Genomic DNA, 16,398 nt, shown 5'->3' on the forward strand with positions numbered 1-16,398 from the left:
CTACCTAACCTCTTGATTGCCTCGAACCCTCCCGTGAACAACGCACCCATCGGCATCTTTGATTCCGGCCTCGGCGGCCTGTCCGTGTTGCGCGAAATCCGTGCCCTGCTCCCGCAGGAATCGCTGATCTACGTAGCCGACTCGAAGTACGCGCCCTATGGCGAGAAGCCCGAGCATTTTGTCGAGGCGCGCACGCTGCAGGTTTGCGAATGGCTGGTGGCGCAGGGCTGCAAGGCCCTGGTGATCGCCTGCAACACGGCGACCATGCATGCGGTGCAAACGCTGCGCGAAAAGCTGGCGCTGCCGATCATCGGCGTCGAGCCCGGCCTGAAACCCGCCGCCGCCGCCAGCCGCAGCAAAGTAGTTGGCGTGCTGGCCACGGGTAACACATTGAAGAGCGCAAAGTTCGGCCGGCTGCTTGCCTCCCTGGAAGGCGAGAGCCGCTTCCTCTGCGAGGCTGGCGTCGGGCTGGTGCCGCTGATCGAGCAAGGCGATGTGGATGGCCCGGCCGTGCGCGAGAAACTCACCACCTACCTGTCGCCCATGCTCGAGGCCGGCGCCGATACGCTGGTACTTGGCTGCACCCATTACCCCTTCCTGTCGGACACCGTGCGTGAACTGGTGGGCGACCGTTTGACGCTGGTCGATACCGGTGACGCGATCGCGCGGCAACTTCGGCGCAAGCTGGCCGAGCACGACATGGCTGCAAACGCCGACGCGGTGCCCAACGACCGCTACACGTCGACCAAGGATGCCGCCCACCTGCGCGCCATGGCCGCGGCGCTGCTGCATGTGGACGCGCCCGCGGAAACCCTCGTGATCGAGCCGGCGCCCGCATTCGACTGAGGCACCGGCTCCCGCTTCAGGTCATTGCAGGAACCCCAGCGGGCGGCGCTGCCGCACATCCGGCTTGACCGCATGTTCCTGGCGCAACTGTGCCAGGAACTCGTCTGGCGTCAGCGTCTCGCCGAGCAGCACGCACTGACGCTTGACCGTGGCGAAGTCGCCCGGCGTCAGGCAATCCATCTTCGCCAGCTCCTCGCGCATGGTTGCGTCCATGCGCTGCGGATCGGCATCCAGCGCTTCCTCGACAAACATCGCCGTGCGTTGCTCGGGCTTGAGCGGCAGGAAACGGATCTTGAACGAGAAGCGGCGCAGCGCCGCCTCGTCGATCCGCTCGAACAGGTTGGTGGTGCAAACGAAGATGCCGTTGAAGCGCTCCATGCCCTGAAGCATCTCGTTGACCTCGGACACCTCATAATTGCGCACGGCGTTCTGCCGGCTTTGCATGAAGCTGTCGGCTTCGTCGAGCAGCAGGATGGCACCGTCTTCCTCCGCGCGCGCGAACATCGCCGCGATCTGCTGCTCGGTTTCCCCCACGTACTTGCTCATCAGGTCGGAGGCGCGCCGGATCATCAGCGGCTGCTCGAGCGCGGCCGCGATGTGCTCGGCCAGCGCGGTCTTGCCGGTGCCCGGGGGACCATAGAAACACAAGGTGCCGCGCTGCCGTGCCTTGAGCGCCTGCACGATCTTGCCGACCTCGTAGCGCGTCTCCAGGTTCAGGTAATCCAGGCGGTAGTGCGTCACCACCGGGCGCCCTTCCACTTCCGGGCGCAAGCCCATGGCGCGGTCGGCATGGTCAAGCTGCCGCAAGATCAGCGCCTCCACCGGCTCGGCCACGCCCGAGCCCGCCAGTTGCACGAAGCGCGCGGCCGATTGCACCTGCGCCGGTGTCAAGGTCTTGCGCGCGGCCAGCGACGCGATAAAGGCGTCGCTCACGTCCAGCGTGCCCAGGTGCTTGCGAATGATGTTCTCGCGCACCAGCGGGGGCGGGATCTTCAGCTCCAGGTGGAACTGGAAACGGCGCAGATAGGCCGGGTCGATCTGGCGAATCGAGTTGGAGATCCAGATCACCGGGACCGGGTTCTGCTCCAATGTCTGGTTGACCCAGGCCTTGCCGTTCACCGAGCCGCGCGGGTCCTCCTGGCCAAACAGGCTGGTGAGCTCGCGCGCGCTGCCCGGGAACACATCCTCGACTTCGTCGAACAGCAGAGCCGTGCGCGGGCGGCCACGCAGGAACGCCTGCGACACCTGCAGCGAGCGATAGCGATCCTTGCCTGACAAGCTGTTGCCGTCGCGGTCCAGGCAGTCCACTTCGTACAACTCGCAGCCAGCCTCGCGCGCCAGCAGCCGCGCGAACTCGGTCTTGCCGGTGCCGGGTGGGCCGTAGATCAACACGTTGACGCCGCAGGCATGCTGCTGCGTGGCGTTGGCCAGCAGCGCCGACAGGTAGCGCGCATCGGTCTCGACGTGCGGATAGTCGCCGGTGCCAAGCGTGGGTGCTGCCGCCGGGCGCGTGAACACCGCCATCATCTCGGCTTCGTTCGCGTAGTTGCCAAGCAGGACATGCAGCAGCCGGTCCGACAGGCGCATCAGGTCGCCCAGATCGGTCACGCTGTTCTCGGGCAGGGGCTGCTCGATCAGGTTGAGCGTCTCCAGACGCGAGCCGGGCCGCAGCGACACCGCCACCGCGGCCGGACTTGCGCCGGTCAAGCCGGCGAGGATCTGGAAGGCTTCCTGGCTGTGCGCCACCTTACAGTCCACCATCACCGCGCGCAGGTCGCGCTTGTATTTTGCGAGCGCCGCATACAGCAACAGCTTGCGCTCGTGCTCGGGCAAATCCAGCACATGGCTGAGCATGTCGATGTTACGCACCAGCAACACGCGTTCGCCATCCAGCCGCGCTGCCAGCGCCGCCGCCGACGCATCGAACACGGCGAACATATCCTTGGCGTGATGCTTGACGTACTCATCCAGGTAGTAGAACAGCGCGCTCTCGTCGAACGCGCTGTTCCATTGCCCGTGCCGCTCCAGGAATTCTTCAGGCGTGAGGCGCGCTGCACCTTTCCAGGCCGGCATATCGGCGCAGCGCGCGGCAAGGAAGCGCTGGACGCGCAACACCACGCCGTACGGCCACACCATCTCCTGTGCGCTGACCGTCAGGATGTCGTTGATATTGCTGCGCAGGTTGAATCTGGGCCCCAGCGAGCACACGACCCGCAGGGCGAACTGGGCGCACATCCAGTCGAGCGCGGAGGTGCATGGCGAGCCGGTCGCAGCACGCAGGAGGGTCGAGCGGTCGTCTTCGGCGAAACGGGTGAAATCCATGGCCTGGTCCTCTCGCACGGGGGGCGCCGCGGCCAGCGCGGCGAAATGCTCGAATGGATCGAATGGCTCGTCTTTTTCCTATGCTAGCGCGCTTTGTGGCAGATCGGGCATTGCCGGCAACCCTGTGCCGTGCGAGAGCGCGCATTTTGTCGCAGCCGCGGGAAGGTATCGCCAAATCGGCGTATAAAGACGGCTGCGCGGCAGCGAATCAACGCATTGCACAAAATGCCACCAAATAAGAATCATTATCGTTTATACTGACGACCTGACACGCTGCCTCAAGAGCGGCGCTCCCACCGGCATCACTGTTGAAGGAGCGTTTATCATGGAATTGCTGCTTAGCTTGCTGGTCGGTTGTGGCATCTCGCTGATCCTGTTCTATCGCAAATAGGCCCTATCGCTAATAAAGCCGGCGCCGCGCCAATTCGCCGACATCTGCTGTTTTCTCATGTTCGATCAACGTTTTTTCAAGATCACGCTTGCCGTCCTGCTGTTCCACGTCGGCCTGCTTTACCTGATCCAGAGCGGGCTGGGACGCAAGATCACGGAGGCCGTGATCTCGCCAGAAGTCGTCGCCCGCATCATCCCGCTCGAGCCACCCCAAAAGCCCGCCGTCGAGACGCCAAAGCCCAAACCGGAAACCCCGCCCAAGCAGGTGAAGGTCACTACACCCAAGCCTGCACCGCCGCAACCGCGCCCCACGCCGACGCCGGTGGCATCGCTGCCACCCACGCCCAATGCCGTGGAAGCACCGCCCGCGCCACCTGCCCCGCCGGCACCGCCCGCCCCCGCCCCCGAGCCGGCCGCTCCGGTGTCGGCAGCGCCACGCGCGGTCGGCATTGGCGAGATCCAGTGCAGCCCGCCGCAACCCACCTATCCGTCGCAATCGCGCCGCATGGGTGAAACCGGCAAGGCCGTGGTGCGTCTGACTACAGACGATACCGGCAAGGTGGTCAAGACCGCAGTCGTGACCTCGAGCGGATCCTCGAGGCTGGACCAGGCCGCCGAGGAGGCGGTGCGACGCATGCGCTGCAAGCCCTATCTGGACAACGGTCGTGCCGTGGCGGTTACCGCCCAGCAGCCGATCGGGTTCGAACTCAACTGATTTCAATACCGACCTCACCAGGAACCAACATGCAGGACCTCGGACTTTCTCACCTCTGGACGCAAGGCGATTTCGTCATGCGTGCCACCGCCATCATTCTGCTCATCATGTCGCTGGCTTCGTGGATCGTGATTCTCACGAAGGCGTGGGATCTCTTCCGGCTGAAGAAGATGGCGCATGGCGCTGAAAAGCAGTTCTGGCACTCCGACGATTTCGACCACGCTCTCGAAACCCTCGGCAGCAGCGAAGCCAACCCGTTTCGCACGCTGGCCATGACCGGCAAGGAAGCCGCGCAGCACCATCGCGCCAGCCAGCCGCAGCTGCACGACGTGATGGACATCTCGGACTGGATCACCCGCTCGCTCAAGAGCGCCATCGACGAGGCCGTTGCACGCATGCAATCGGGCCTGGCCGTGCTGGCGTCCGTCGGTTCCACAGCGCCGTTCGTTGGCCTGTTCGGCACCGTGTGGGGCATCTATCACGCGCTGATCAACATCGGCGCCTCCGGCGTGCCGACCATCGACAAGGTGGCAGGCCCGGTGGGCGAGGCACTGATCATGACCGCCTTCGGCCTGGCCGTTGCGATCCCCGCGGTGCTGGGCTACAACGCGCTGACCCGCGGCAACAAGGGCGTGATCTCGAAACTCAACCGCTTCGCCCACGACCTGCACGCCTACTTCGTCACCGGCGCCCGTGTGCGCCCGACCAGCGCCAGCGCGCGTGCCACCGATGACAACGGTGTGCGCCTCGCAGTCAAGAATCAGTAAGGCCGCAGCAAGGCAACAAGGAAGTCATCATGGCATTCGGCACCCTCGACTCGGACGATAACGAAGTAATGAGCGAAATCAACATGACGCCGCTGGTCGACGTCATGCTGGTGCTGCTGATCATCTTCATCATCACCATTCCCGTGATCAACCACACGGTCAAGATCGACCTTCCGCGTGCAACCAACACGCCCAACGATCCCAAGCCACAGAACATCAACCTGTCGATCGACGCCAGCGGCAAGGTCTTCTGGAACCAGGCTGAGGTGGACGAGCCCACGCTCGAAGCCAACATAGCCCAGGCCGCGCAGCAGCAGCCGCAGCCTGAGCTGCATCTGCGGGCCGATCGCGACGTGCGCTATGAGCGTGTGGCGGAAGTCATGGCAGCCGCGCAGCACGGCGGGTTGGGCAAGATCGGGTTCATCACGGAACCCAAGCACTAGTGTTGTTCGTGCCGTGCTCTTTGGGCCGGCAACGTAGCATCGACAAAAAGGGCGCTCAAAGGAGTGCCCTTTTTGCTTGCGCTGGCCCGTCCTGCACGATTAAAAATCTCTATTGTAATGATAACGATTCTCATTTAAGATTGAGCCAACTTGAACCCGGTCGTGACCGCTCGCAGTCTCGCGCAGCCGCCACAGACCACCGGACCGGAGCCCGCCCATGAGCACCCTGACCCTGCCGCTGTCGCAACCGCATGAAGTCACCCGTCGCCGCCTTTCCCTGCGCCGGGTCGAAGTCAATTCCAACAAGGCTGCGCAGGCGCGGCGCGAAAGCCCCGCCAGCGCGGCGATCGAATCGATGAAATCTGCTGTAGCTGCCCTGCCCGCACGGCTCGAAGCGCTGGTGCGCGACAGCCTCCCAGCTGCGCCCGCAGGGGATGCCGTGCCCCTGGATTCGTTGATGCGTGGCGCCAACCTGCTGCCGATCCTGCATAACGGCGAGGTCTACACGCTGCGCATCACGCGCTATGGCAAGCTGATCCTGACGAAGTGACCGTGCCCAGGCGCGCGCACGCGCCAGCACAAGCCATGCCGTGGGAAACCATTGTGGCAACCATGTAACGCTGTACGGGATTTCGATGCAAGAAGGGCTACCGGAACCGGCAGCCCGATGCCAAAGCCCGTCGACAGGCTTCAGCATCCGGGAGCACAAGCGATTTGCTCCGCAGTCGGCAGGAGGTGCGTGGGCAGTGAGCCACGCTCACTGCCGGCACCACGACCGCCTCTGTTTGCAGGCGAGTATCAGACGCCCAGGGCGGCAATGCCCGCGCGCGCGATCTGTGCGTCTTCGGTCGATTTCACGCCCGACACGCCAACTGCACCCACTACCTGGTCATTGACCACGATAGGCACACCACCTTCCAGCATGCCTTGCAACACCGGCGCGGTCATGAAAGAGTGACGGCCGTTGTTGATCATGTCTTCGTAAACCTTGGACTCGCGACGGCCCAGCGACGACGTGCGTGCCTTTTCGGTCGCGATGTAGCTCGAGATCGGTGCGGCGCCGTCCAGGCGTTGCAATGCCAGCAGGTGACCACCGTCGTCCACGATGGCAATCGAAACCGCCCATTGGTGATTCTTGGCTTCCAGCTCGGCTGCGGCCAGTACCTTCTTCACATCATCTGCCGTCAGCACGGTTTTTTGCTGCATACCACTCTCCTCGAAGATCATTTCAGTGAGCCGGAAGTATAGCGCCACGGCCCTTGGCATGACCATGCCGCCACCGTCCTGGCACCTGCCCGCAAAAAGCAAAAGACCCGCTCGAGGCGGGCCTTTCGATGATTCACGGCGTTGCTGGATGCGGACAGCCGAAGCCCTCAGGGCCACAGGCTTGTGTCCGGCAAACTCAGGCTCCGTCGCTGAACTGGTCGCGGCGATCGCCAACCTTGGCGCCGTCGGTGTAGGGATCCACCTTGCGTGCGCCGTCGGTGTACGGGTCAACCTTGCCAAGCTTGGCACCATCGGTGTAGGGATCAACCTTGCCGATCTTGGCGCCATCGGTGTAAGGGTCTGCCTTGGCAATACCGGCTGCGAAGGCGGAGGCGGAGAGGGCGGAGAGGGCGGTCAGGGCTGCGATCGCCACCAGGCTGTTTTTGATCTTCATGGGCGGATCCTCTTGGGAATTAGGTCGTGCTGGAGGGGCGCTGGATGATGAAGCATTGCGGAATCTTGTCATCACGGCGTCACAGCAGCAGTATAGGTGGAAACCCTAATAAGGATATGAGAGCCGGTTTGACCTGTCTCTTCAAATTTTTTGACCCTACCAATAACAATGGAACCTTGTCCGGATTGCCGCCTACAGTTTGCCTCCCAGGGCTGTGCGTGAAAAACGAAAGGGCCCCGCAGGGCCCCTTTTACCAGCCTGCACGAGGCAGGTCGTTCATGCTTATCGCCAGTGGCGTCCATGTCCCGGGCCATAGTAGCCCCGCCCATAGTAGCCGCGGCCGTAGTAACGCGGGCCGTAATAGGCCGGCCCCGGACCGTAGTAGACCGGCGCCGGCCGCACGATGACCGGCGGCGGACCATAGTAGACAGGGGCAGGCGCCATGACCACGGGCGGCGCGGCAATGTAGGCTGGCGGCGGATAGTACGCCGGGCCGCCGACCACAACGCCAGGCACCCCAATCGCCACGCCAACGCTCACATGGGCCATTGCCGCACCGGATGCCAGCGCCCCAAGCAAAGCGAGTCCTGCGAGCCACCAACGTTTCATGATCCTTGCCTCTTGCAATGCGTTATTCGATAAGAGGTATTGTAGGTTCCTGGAAATTTGCAGGTGAAACCGAGAACGTTACATTGTTACCAAGCGTAACAACCGACGCATAAACACGTTGCTGCCGCCCGCCTGGCTGCCCACGGTACAAATCCCGCGCGAAGCTTGCATCACCGCGCCCAACCGACCACAATATCGGGCTTGCCGTGCGGCCGTGGAGAAATTGGTAGACTCAGCAGACTTAAAATCTGCCGCCTTTACGGGCTTACGGGTTCGACCCCCGTCGGCCGCACCAGCATCCACCCTCCCCAGCTTCCGCCCTCCCCCTGTCCCGGCTTTGCGCGCTCAGGCCACCGCCGCGCACAACAGCGCGCCACCGCACACCAGGAACACAAACAGCAGGCCGGCCAGCACCAGGGGCTTGCGCCCGGCGCGCAGCAAGGTGCCGATGCGGGTGTGCAAGCCAATTGCCAGCATCGCGCAGGCAAGCAGCCAGTTATCGAAGGCCAGCAGGGCAGGCTTCCAGCCCTGGGGCACAAGGCCCGCCGAATGCACGGCCATCACCGCCACGAAACCCACCGCAAACCACGGGATCGCCTTCAGGATGGCACCCCACGGACGCCCGCCTGCCGCCTTCTCGCCTTTGCCGTCTTCCTCCAGCCCGATGCCGGCCTTCGGCCACAACGCCAGCACCAGCAACAGCGGACCCAGCGCCAACACGCGCACCATCTTGGTCACCACGGCGGCATCCGCGGTGGCATCGCTGACCATCTTGCCCGAGGCGATAACCTGTGCCACCTCGTGCAGCGTGGCGCCAGTGTAGATGCCAAACGTGCGCTCGCTGATGGCAAGGTGCCAGTGCTGGGTGGCCAGCTCAAACAGATAGGGATACAGCAGCATGCCAGCCGTGCCGAACAGCACCACCGTGGCCACGGCCACGGCCGTCTGGCGGTCGTCGGTGCGCACCACCGAAGCCACCGCGATGGCCGCCGCGGCGCCACATACGGCGCTGCCCGCGCTAACGAGGATGGCTTCACGGCGGCTTAGTCCCAGCAGCGAAGAACCGATCCAGATCCCCAGCAACATGGTCGAGACCAGCATGGCCAGCGGCACCAGCACGCCTGCCAAGCCCAGGTCGGCGATAGCGCCGAAGGTGAGGCGCAGGCCATACAACGCCACGCCGAGGCGCAGCAGTTGCTGGCGTGCCAGCTGCATGCCCGGCGCAAGCGGGGTGAGCCAGCGTTGCGGCAGCGTATTGCCCGCCACCATGCCGGCGAACATGGCCAGCGTCAGCGCGCTCATGCCGAGGTGAGAGACCGCCGGGTTGGCCGAGAACACCATGGCCAGCCAGGCGATGAAACCCAGCGGCACCAGCGTCAAGACCCGGGTCGGCCACGAAGGCGGTTCGGTGCCGAGATTGGCAACTGCGGACGATTGAATGGAAGACATGGCGGGGGTCCTGCCCGTAACGCCGGAGGGCTTCGGGGCGCATATTGAATATGTCCGAAGCGTACTTAGCAGGCAGAAATCTGTAAAACAGGTAATATCGCTATACATTACCTGCTTTACAGATATGACCCATCGCCCGCTACGCCTGACCCTGCGCCAACTCTCCGTGTTCGTCGCGGTGGCCCAGCACGGCAGCACCGTGGCTGCGGCCGATGCGCTGGCCATGTCGCAATCCGCGGTCAGCGCCGCGCTGGCGGATCTGGAGGCCGCGCTGGGCGGCGCCCTCTTTGACCGGGTCGCGCGCCGCCTGAGCATCAATGAGACCGGCCGGCTGTTTTTCCCGCGCGCACTGTCGCTGCTGGACCAGGCACAGGAACTCGAGCGCTTCACCGTGCAACCCGGGGTGCAACTGCGCATTGCCGCCAGCAACACCATCGGCAGCTATATCCTGCCGGGTCTGCTCGCGGGTTTTCGACATGCACAGAGCGGGCCCTGCGCGCTCGACATGCGCATTGGCAACACGCGCGAGGTCCTGCAGGCGTTGCTGCATTTCGAGGCGGACATCGGGCTGATCGAGGGCACATGCCACGAGCGCGACCTGCGCAGCGCCCACTGGCGGGACGATGTGATGGTGGTAGTGGTCAGCCCGTCACACCCGCTCGCAAGCTACCCTGGCAATCTGGCTGCCTTGCGCGACGCCGACTGGGTCGTGCGCGAACCCGGCTCGGGCACGCGCGAGATCATCGAACAGCGGCTGGCACCACTGCTGGGCGAGTTGCGCTTTGCGCTGGAGCTGGGCAACTCCGAAGCGATCAAGCGTGCCGTGATGAGCGGCTATGGAGTGAGTTGCCTGTCGCTGCAGGTGGTGGAAGACGAATTGCAACGCGGCACACTGGTGGCGCTGCGCAATGGCCTGCCCGACGTGGTGAGGCCGCTGCACCTCGTGGTTCACCAGGACAAGTACCCTACGCAAGGCCTGCTGGCCTTTACGGAGTATCTTCGCCGCGATGCCGCGGCGACCAGCCAGTGAGCTGCGCAAGCCGCTGCATGCCCGCGCTCACGCGGGGTGGGGATCCGCTTCGCCTGCATGCTTGGCGGTATAGCGATCGAGCAGGTGGAACAGCAGCGGGTTCAGCACGATGGACAGCAGCGCGCCTGCCAGGATCAGGGCGTGGCCCCGCTCAGGCAGGATCTTCAGATAGACACCGAGGCCCGCGAGGATAAAGGAGAACTCGCCGATCTGGGCCAGGCTGACCGCGATGGTCATGCCGGTACGGGTGGAATGCCCGAACACCCGAACGATGCAAAGCGCAGCGAGCGATTTGCCCACCACGATGATGAACAGCGTGGCCAGCACGCCCCAGGGGTCGTTGATCAGCACCATGGGGTTGAACAGCATGCCGACCGAAACAAAGAACAGCACTGCAAACGCATCGCGCAGGGGCAGCGACTCCTCTGCCGCGCGGTGACTGAATTCCGACTCCGCCAGCACCATGCCTGCAAAGAATGCACCGAGCGCAAACGACACGCCAAACAGCGAGTACGCGCCAAAGGCCACGCCGAGCGCCGTTGCCAACACCGCCAGACGGAAGAGTTCACGGCTCCCGGTCCAGACGATGCGCTCCAGCATCCAGGGAATAAAGCGACGGCCGATCACCAGCATCACCGCGACGAAGGCAGCCACCTTGCCCAGGGTAGCGAACACGGCGAACACGATGTCGCCGGAGTCCGGTGCGGCCGCGCCTGACGCCGTGGCATCTGCGGACGGCGTGAGCAGGCCCGCCAGCGCCGGCAGCAGCACCAGCGTCAGCACCATGGCCAGGTCTTCCACGATCAGCCAGCCCACCGCGATCCGGCCCTGCGGCGACTCCACCAGCTCGCGCTCCTGCAAAGCTTTGAGCAATACCACGGTGCTAGCCACCGAAAGCGCCAGCCCGAAGACCAGGCCTGGCCCCCATTCCCAGCCAAAGCCCCAGGCCGCGCCCATCCCGAGCAAGGTGGCAATGCCGATCTGTACCACCGCCCCGGGAATGGCGATCGTTTTCACCGCCATCAGGTCTTTGAGCGAGAAATGCAAGCCAACCCCGAACATCAGCAGAATCACGCCAAGTTCCGCCAGTTCCGGCGCCAGCGCCTGGTCCGCGGTGTAGCCCGGCGTATACGGGCCAACCACGATGCCCGCGCACAAGTATCCGATCAGCGGCGGGAGCTTTAGCCGGTTGGCCAGCGCGCCCAATATAAACGCCAGGACGAGACCGCCGACGATGGTGCTGATGAGCGGGGTAGCGTGATGCATGCGTTCTGGGTTCCTCGTGCTTGGCCATGGCGGCGGTGACTGGACAACCCGCCCGCCCCCAGCGGCCGTATGGCGGGGACCACAAAGCGACCTCTGGGCCGCGCTGCGGCGTTGAACGCCGGGCACAGGCCGAGAGGTACCGCACTGATTGAGGGAAAACGGGAACGGGAGTTTTACGGCAGCCTGGAGGCGAAAAGCGCGGCATGAGTCCAAGCGGACGACGATGGCACGCTGTTCAGGTCGGATATCCCCTGAACGCCCCGTGAAGACTACAACATGGAATGTAACACGATCACCACAATGGCAAAGCGCGGAATCGGGGCAGGATGTGCCCCCCATCCCCGCGCAAGTGCGCCGCCCCCCCCTGCCATCCCGCCGCCCTGAAGTCCTACCGCCCGGCCAACTGGAACGTCGCCACGGTATCGCGCAGCTTGTCGGCCTGCTCTTCCAGCGATTGCGCAGCCGCTGCCGCCTGCTCCACCAAAGCTGCGTTCTGCTGCGTGACCTGGTCCATCTGCCCGACGGCCTGGTTGATCTGCTCGATCCCGGTGCTCTGCTCGCTCGACGCCGCGGCAATCTCCCCGATGATGTCGGAGACGCGCCGCACGGCCTGGCGAATCTCGCTCATGGTCTTGCCCGCACCCTCGGCCTGCGTCGAGCCCTGGCGAACCGTGTCCACCGAGGTGTCGATCAAATCCTTGATTTCCTTCGCCGCGCTGGACGAACGCTGGGCCAGGCTGCGTACCTCGCCAGCCACAACCGCAAAGCCGCGGCCCTGCTCGCCGGCGCGCGCCGCCTCGACCGCCGCATTGAGCGCGAGGATATTGGTCTGGAAGGCGATGCCCTCGATCAGCGTGGTGATTTCAGCAATGCGGGTGGAACTGGTGCTGATTGCACCCATGGTTTCCACCATCTGCTGCACGGCCGTGCTGCCTTGCTCCGCCACCTCGGCGGCATTGTCCGCCAGGCTGCTGGCCTGGCGCGCATTGTCGGCATTCTGGCGCACGGTCGTGGTCAATTCTTCCATGCTGGCGGCAGACTGCTCCAGCGATGCCGCCTGCTGCTCGGTACGCGTGGACAGATCCGCGTTGCCCGCCGCAATCTGGTGGGCGGCCGTACTGACCGAGTCGGTCGACGAGCGGACTTCATGCAGTGCCGACGCCACGCGCTCTATCAACTGGTTGAAAGCAATCGCCGTGCGCCCGATCTCATCCTCATGGCGCACCGAAGCGCGGCGATTGAGGTCGAGCGACTCGCTCACATAGCGCAGGGTCTGCTCAATCTCGGCAAGGCTGTTGTGGATGTGGCGGTAGAGCGAATAGCCAAGCGTACCGGTAACCAGAAAGCCGCAGGCAATGATCGCCGAGAAGACCGTCAAGGCCAGTCCGTATGCCTTGCCGTTGCTCACCACCACCTGCTCGCCCAGACCCGCGTTATACGCCACGTGCTTGTTGATGGCGGTGCGCAGCGCCGAGGCCGCGACAAAGAGCGAGCCCCCCATCAGCATGCCACGCGCACCTTCATCGTCGTTGGCGGCGAAGCGCTCCAGGAAGCGCTCCCGCTCCGCGCGATATTGCCTCGCCGCGGCGCGGTCCGCCTCCAGCATCTGGCGGTCTGTCTCGTCGGAAATATCGCTGCGCTCGTAGGTCGCGACCGTGCTGTCGAAAACCGCATCCGCCTCCGCCAACGCCTTCGTGGCTTCGGCGCGGCTGCTCGCCTCCGGCGACAAGGCATAGCGGTAGAGCGACACGCGCATGGTGCTGACGGTATCCCGCAGGTCGCTCAGCGTGCGAACGCTGATGAGCGTGTTGTCATTGAAGTAGGTAAAACGCTCCTGCGACTCGCGAAGCTGCCAGAGGCCGCCGACTCCGACGGCAAGCAGGGCCAGCAAGGCCAGCGACAAGGTAGCTAAGAGGCGTTGGGTGATGTTCATGACGCAATGTCGGCGCGCGCGAGAGGGCGGCACCGATTCTCCAAGAAAGGTGGACGATGAAATGACGCCCGTGAGCAACGGGAACGGGGTCAAGCAGTCTGTTTTGGAAGCGCGCTTGCAACAATCTCGGAATCCGGTGAGCCGTCTTTTGGACGACCCTCACATCCGCCTTTACGGCAGCCACTGGAATAGCTGAAGCAGAATTGGGAAATACAACAAAAATAAGCGACGATATTAGGACTTGTCCTAAAAATCGGAGAGGATAAACGACAAAAAAGAGCCGAGACGCGCAATCTAGCGGAAATTTGAGGGGAAAAAAGAGGGGGAAGAAGGAGGGGAAAGGAAGAGGGAATTGCCGGTGCGGATGGCGCCAGCGATCGGATCGCCAGAAAGCAAAAAGCGCCACCGGTTAGGGTAGCGCTAAGTGCTTGAATACTGGAGGCGGGGGTCGGAATCGAACCGGCGTACACGGCTTTGCAGGCATCGGCTTTTCCCAATTAGATCAACCACTTAGATTAGAATCGCTTTCACCAATTCCCAGAAACAAGCCCCTCCAATCCTATTGCCCACGCGGCACGGTCTCCGCATGGCGAAAGCTATCCCCGCGGCACACCACCCATGGCCGGGTGGGTCTCATTGGCCCGAACACAGACACTCCCTTGCCCTCCCTCCTCGGGCAGTGCGCGCGAGCCACAACGATTTTCAAGAAGATGCGGGCTCAAGCCAGGCACCAAGTGCGGCGCCAATTCGGCGTCCATCGACTCGGCAGAGCCCGCCTTACTTCCTTCGCCTAGTGCGCTCAGTACCTCCCACCGACTGGCCGACGCTGAAAATCTCCTCATCGATCATCGCGTGCCTGCCACATGGCTCGTCTTGCTGCAGGCATGGTTCACCCTCCAGTTCGCGCCTCAGCGTCTCCAGGACGTGCGGCAGCAGCTGCCGAGCGATCGGATCCTCCCTCACGATGCACGACCGGAGTTGATCGGCCCGGCGCAGCCGCGTCCGCAGGCGCGCTATCCCCACAGCAGGGCTCGAACTTCCGGCGTCCGGTTTCGCCCGTAAATGGCACGCAGCTCCGCGGCTGTCAGCGGCGCCGGGAAGTTGTGCCCAGGCTGGCCAGGGCGAGCCGGCGCGTCGAGCTTTCCGTCGACCACGTCCTGCGCCCACGAGGTTTGGTGTGTGTGCCGGGATCTCATGCAACCGTTTGACACGACCACTGTATAAAAACACAGTATAGCCGAGGGACCACGCTACAGTCGGCGGGGGGGTCGGGAAAAAGGTAGCCAAGGTAACCGTGCTATCGGAATCGCCCGGAGAGCCTTACCAGACAAGGGAATCCGGGTTTCAGAAAAAAGGTAACTTCGGGGTAACCAAGAGGTAACCGGTTACCTTTCTATAGAGTAACTTCCCCTCTTTAAAACTATCAATAAAATCAATTACTTACGAACAGGTTACCTTTTTGGTTACCTCAAGTCACCTTTGATAGGTAACCAAGCCGACCCTTACAAATCAATTACTTAGCGCTATTTTTGAGGGGTGGTTACCCTGGTTACCTTTTTCCGGAACCCCTCCCCCTAGTCAACCGCGGCACGCCCCGACCGTTAGGTCATCAGCCGAGCATTGCGGATGCAAGGGAGCGCACCGCAGCTTTTGTCATATCCCGTCGGCATAATTCTTCGTTTTTGCAAAAAATTGCTGGGGGTGACGTGGAAGTGAATCAGGTGCCGGACGTTGATCAGGTGCATTGTGGCGACGACAACGTTTGGATCGTCCCTCTTCGCCACCACGAGCCATATGCATTCGCGCGTTTAAGACGTGGGTTCGTTTCTGCCGACTCCCGCCACAGGATTGTTGTGGTCGATGCTGAAAAATTGCTCAAATGTGCCGATCGCGATACCGGTGACTACGTACTGCCATCTGTACAGTATTGGCACCCGGGAAAGGTCCGTGGCATCCGCGACTTTCTTGATCCGAGGCAACCAAGGATCCCCGAAATGCCATATGTCACCTTTGGGATCCAGAGCCGCCACAAGCTGCTAGGGTTGATTGGCATTGGCATGGAAGGCGTGGCTTCCTTTCGGAACGGTCAACATCGCGCGCGCTACCTGGCATTTGCTGGTGCTACGTGCTTTCCAGTCGAGGTGCATGAGACTGAGGCAGACTTGCTCGAACGCTATTGCAGCCCTTGATTAGTCCACGCGTGCGTTTTTGTCTTCCATCACCGCGGGAGCAGATGAGGTAACCTCGAAATACAAGATTCAGGCACGCGCTCGCGATTAATTTTGGCAAGTTGCCTCACCATGACAACACACTTTCCGGGAACACTCCTACTCGAAGAGAGCCGCCTTACCCGAGGTGCTGCCACGTTGCAGCTCGATTGTGGGAGCATTACCATCGCCCCGGGAGGCCTCGTCGTCGAGGGTGTCGAGGTGCGGCAACTAATAGCCTTGACTTGGGCACCGCACTACTTGTCCTTTGAGTGGCGTGGTCACAGCTACAACTTCAACGTCGCTGGGGTGGCAATCATACGGCCGACTCGCGCCCTATTCCCATTTGCATAGCCCTGAGAGCAAAGCGCAGCTCACTCTCACAGGCTCGTCAAAGCGTTACCAAAATGGCGTATGCGAGCCCGCAGGCAACCAGGACCCCACCTATCACCCAGTAGTAGCGCGCCCCATGCCACGGCTGTTCCGGGTGTCCTGCCTGGTGAAAGAAGACATGTTTCATCACTAGCGGCGAATCTAATAGAGTGATTCTGAATGCACGATATGCCGTTCCGAGCGAAAGATGGCATATCGGCGCCCCCAAGTGGCCGCGAACAGGACGAATTGCCGCGCCGCAGCATGCATTAGATAGTAGGTCGGTGCCTCGACATCTCATAGCCATTTAGCGTAAGCACCCGGTCATGACCGTCTAGACACTGAAGCACCGATAAGCACAATAGGTCCCCACCTATCGATAAGTGGGG

At 62.8% G+C, this 16,398-nt stretch carries 14 protein-coding genes and 1 tRNA gene; 8 read left to right on the top strand and 7 right to left on the bottom strand.

What is annotated here, in order from left to right:
- Positions 1-33: 33 nt before the first annotated feature.
- Positions 34-846: a glutamate racemase gene (gene murI, locus AC07XB_RS11500; protein WP_492809120.1), complete on the top strand. Its 813-nt coding sequence runs from the start codon at positions 34-36 to the stop codon at positions 844-846.
- Between the two features lie 21 nt (positions 847-867).
- Here the strand turns inward: murI and AC07XB_RS11505 are convergent, their stop codons facing one another.
- Positions 868-3,168 (bottom strand): AAA family ATPase, encoded by a 2,301-nt coding sequence (locus tag AC07XB_RS11505; protein ID WP_492376244.1) that lies wholly within the window; start codon positions 3,166-3,168, stop codon positions 868-870.
- A 448-nt stretch (positions 3,169-3,616) separates the two neighbouring features.
- Between AC07XB_RS11505 and AC07XB_RS11510 the strand changes: the two genes are divergently transcribed.
- The 4 genes from AC07XB_RS11510 (at position 3,617) to AC07XB_RS11525 (ending at position 6,033) form a co-directional block, all read left to right on the top strand.
- A complete protein-coding gene (locus AC07XB_RS11510; RefSeq protein WP_150983191.1) occupies positions 3,617-4,273 on the top strand; it encodes an energy transducer TonB in 657 nt (218 codons plus the stop codon).
- A gap of 29 nt (positions 4,274-4,302) precedes the next feature.
- A complete protein-coding gene (locus tag AC07XB_RS11515) occupies positions 4,303-5,040 on the top strand; it encodes a MotA/TolQ/ExbB proton channel family protein (RefSeq protein ID WP_150983190.1) in 738 nt (245 codons plus the stop codon).
- Between the two features lie 29 nt (positions 5,041-5,069).
- Complete coding sequence (locus AC07XB_RS11520) at positions 5,070-5,483, top strand: ExbD/TolR family protein (protein ID WP_492809117.1); 414 nt, start codon at positions 5,070-5,072, stop codon at positions 5,481-5,483.
- Between the two features lie 217 nt (positions 5,484-5,700).
- The gene (locus AC07XB_RS11525) at positions 5,701-6,033 is read left to right on the top strand and encodes a hemin uptake protein HemP (protein ID WP_492376822.1); all 333 of its coding nucleotides are present in this window, start codon (positions 5,701-5,703) and stop codon (positions 6,031-6,033) included.
- Positions 6,034-6,281: 248 nt separating this feature from the next.
- On the opposite strand, the gene AC07XB_RS11530 is transcribed toward AC07XB_RS11525, so the two are convergent.
- The 3 genes from AC07XB_RS11530 to AC07XB_RS11540 all read right to left on the bottom strand — a co-directional run bounded on the left by AC07XB_RS11530 (position 6,282) and on the right by AC07XB_RS11540 (position 7,752).
- The gene (locus AC07XB_RS11530) at positions 6,282-6,689 is read right to left on the bottom strand and encodes a heme-binding protein (protein WP_006158644.1); all 408 of its coding nucleotides are present in this window, start codon (positions 6,687-6,689) and stop codon (positions 6,282-6,284) included.
- A 196-nt stretch (positions 6,690-6,885) separates the two neighbouring features.
- Complete coding sequence (locus AC07XB_RS11535) at positions 6,886-7,143, bottom strand: hypothetical protein (RefSeq protein WP_492376823.1); 258 nt, start codon at positions 7,141-7,143, stop codon at positions 6,886-6,888.
- Between the two features lie 282 nt (positions 7,144-7,425).
- Positions 7,426-7,752, bottom strand: a complete 327-nt coding sequence (locus AC07XB_RS11540) for a hypothetical protein (protein ID WP_492376824.1) — start codon at positions 7,750-7,752, stop codon at positions 7,426-7,428.
- Positions 7,753-7,960: 208 nt separating this feature from the next.
- Here AC07XB_RS11540 and AC07XB_RS11545 point away from each other — a divergent pair.
- Positions 7,961-8,047: transfer RNA gene (locus AC07XB_RS11545), tRNA-Leu, on the top strand.
- 50 nt (positions 8,048-8,097) lie between these two features.
- Here AC07XB_RS11545 and AC07XB_RS11550 read toward each other — a convergent pair.
- Positions 8,098-9,201 carry a YeiH family protein gene (locus tag AC07XB_RS11550; protein WP_492374581.1) on the bottom strand — a complete coding sequence of 368 codons (1,104 nt, stop codon included), beginning with the start codon at positions 9,199-9,201 and terminating at the stop codon, positions 8,098-8,100.
- 124 nt (positions 9,202-9,325) lie between these two features.
- Here AC07XB_RS11550 and AC07XB_RS11555 point away from each other — a divergent pair, with 124 nt between their 5' ends.
- The gene (locus tag AC07XB_RS11555) at positions 9,326-10,231 is read left to right on the top strand and encodes a LysR family transcriptional regulator (protein WP_492829147.1); all 906 of its coding nucleotides are present in this window, start codon (positions 9,326-9,328) and stop codon (positions 10,229-10,231) included.
- A gap of 27 nt (positions 10,232-10,258) precedes the next feature.
- On the opposite strand, the gene AC07XB_RS11560 is transcribed toward AC07XB_RS11555, so the two are convergent.
- Both AC07XB_RS11560 and AC07XB_RS11565 read right to left on the bottom strand, forming a co-directional pair.
- Positions 10,259-11,497: a cation:proton antiporter domain-containing protein gene (locus tag AC07XB_RS11560; RefSeq protein ID WP_492374583.1), complete on the bottom strand. Its 1,239-nt coding sequence runs from the start codon at positions 11,495-11,497 to the stop codon at positions 10,259-10,261.
- A gap of 388 nt (positions 11,498-11,885) precedes the next feature.
- The gene (locus tag AC07XB_RS11565) at positions 11,886-13,430 is read right to left on the bottom strand and encodes a methyl-accepting chemotaxis protein (RefSeq protein ID WP_492374584.1); all 1,545 of its coding nucleotides are present in this window, start codon (positions 13,428-13,430) and stop codon (positions 11,886-11,888) included.
- 1,706 nt (positions 13,431-15,136) lie between these two features.
- Here AC07XB_RS11565 and AC07XB_RS11570 point away from each other — a divergent pair.
- Positions 15,137-15,619: a plasmid fertility inhibition factor family protein gene (locus AC07XB_RS11570; RefSeq protein ID WP_492829144.1), complete on the top strand. Its 483-nt coding sequence runs from the start codon at positions 15,137-15,139 to the stop codon at positions 15,617-15,619.
- Positions 15,620-16,398: the final 779 nt, after the last annotated feature.

This window comes from Cupriavidus sp. GW821-FHT02F09 (assembly GCF_059421605.1).

Excerpts from the sequence above, each read along its gene's own strand:
- AC07XB_RS11505 (WP_492376244.1), bottom strand. The coding sequence starts at position 3,168 with ATGGATTTCACCCGTTTCGCCGAAGACGACCGCTCGACCCTCCTGCGT.
- AC07XB_RS11510 (WP_150983191.1), top strand. The coding sequence starts at position 3,617 with ATGTTCGATCAACGTTTTTTCAAGATCACGCTTGCCGTCCTGCTGTTC.
- AC07XB_RS11515 (WP_150983190.1), top strand. The coding sequence starts at position 4,303 with ATGCAGGACCTCGGACTTTCTCACCTCTGGACGCAAGGCGATTTCGTC.
- AC07XB_RS11520 (WP_492809117.1), top strand. The coding sequence starts at position 5,070 with ATGGCATTCGGCACCCTCGACTCGGACGATAACGAAGTAATGAGCGAA.
- AC07XB_RS11525 (WP_492376822.1), top strand. The coding sequence starts at position 5,701 with ATGAGCACCCTGACCCTGCCGCTGTCGCAACCGCATGAAGTCACCCGT.
- AC07XB_RS11530 (WP_006158644.1), bottom strand. The coding sequence starts at position 6,689 with ATGCAGCAAAAAACCGTGCTGACGGCAGATGATGTGAAGAAGGTACTG.
- AC07XB_RS11535 (WP_492376823.1), bottom strand. The coding sequence starts at position 7,143 with ATGAAGATCAAAAACAGCCTGGTGGCGATCGCAGCCCTGACCGCCCTC.
- AC07XB_RS11540 (WP_492376824.1), bottom strand. The coding sequence starts at position 7,752 with ATGAAACGTTGGTGGCTCGCAGGACTCGCTTTGCTTGGGGCGCTGGCA.
- AC07XB_RS11550 (WP_492374581.1), bottom strand. The coding sequence starts at position 9,201 with ATGTCTTCCATTCAATCGTCCGCAGTTGCCAATCTCGGCACCGAACCG.
- AC07XB_RS11555 (WP_492829147.1), top strand. The coding sequence starts at position 9,326 with ATGACCCATCGCCCGCTACGCCTGACCCTGCGCCAACTCTCCGTGTTC.
- AC07XB_RS11560 (WP_492374583.1), bottom strand. The coding sequence starts at position 11,497 with ATGCATCACGCTACCCCGCTCATCAGCACCATCGTCGGCGGTCTCGTC.
- AC07XB_RS11565 (WP_492374584.1), bottom strand. The coding sequence starts at position 13,430 with ATGAACATCACCCAACGCCTCTTAGCTACCTTGTCGCTGGCCTTGCTG.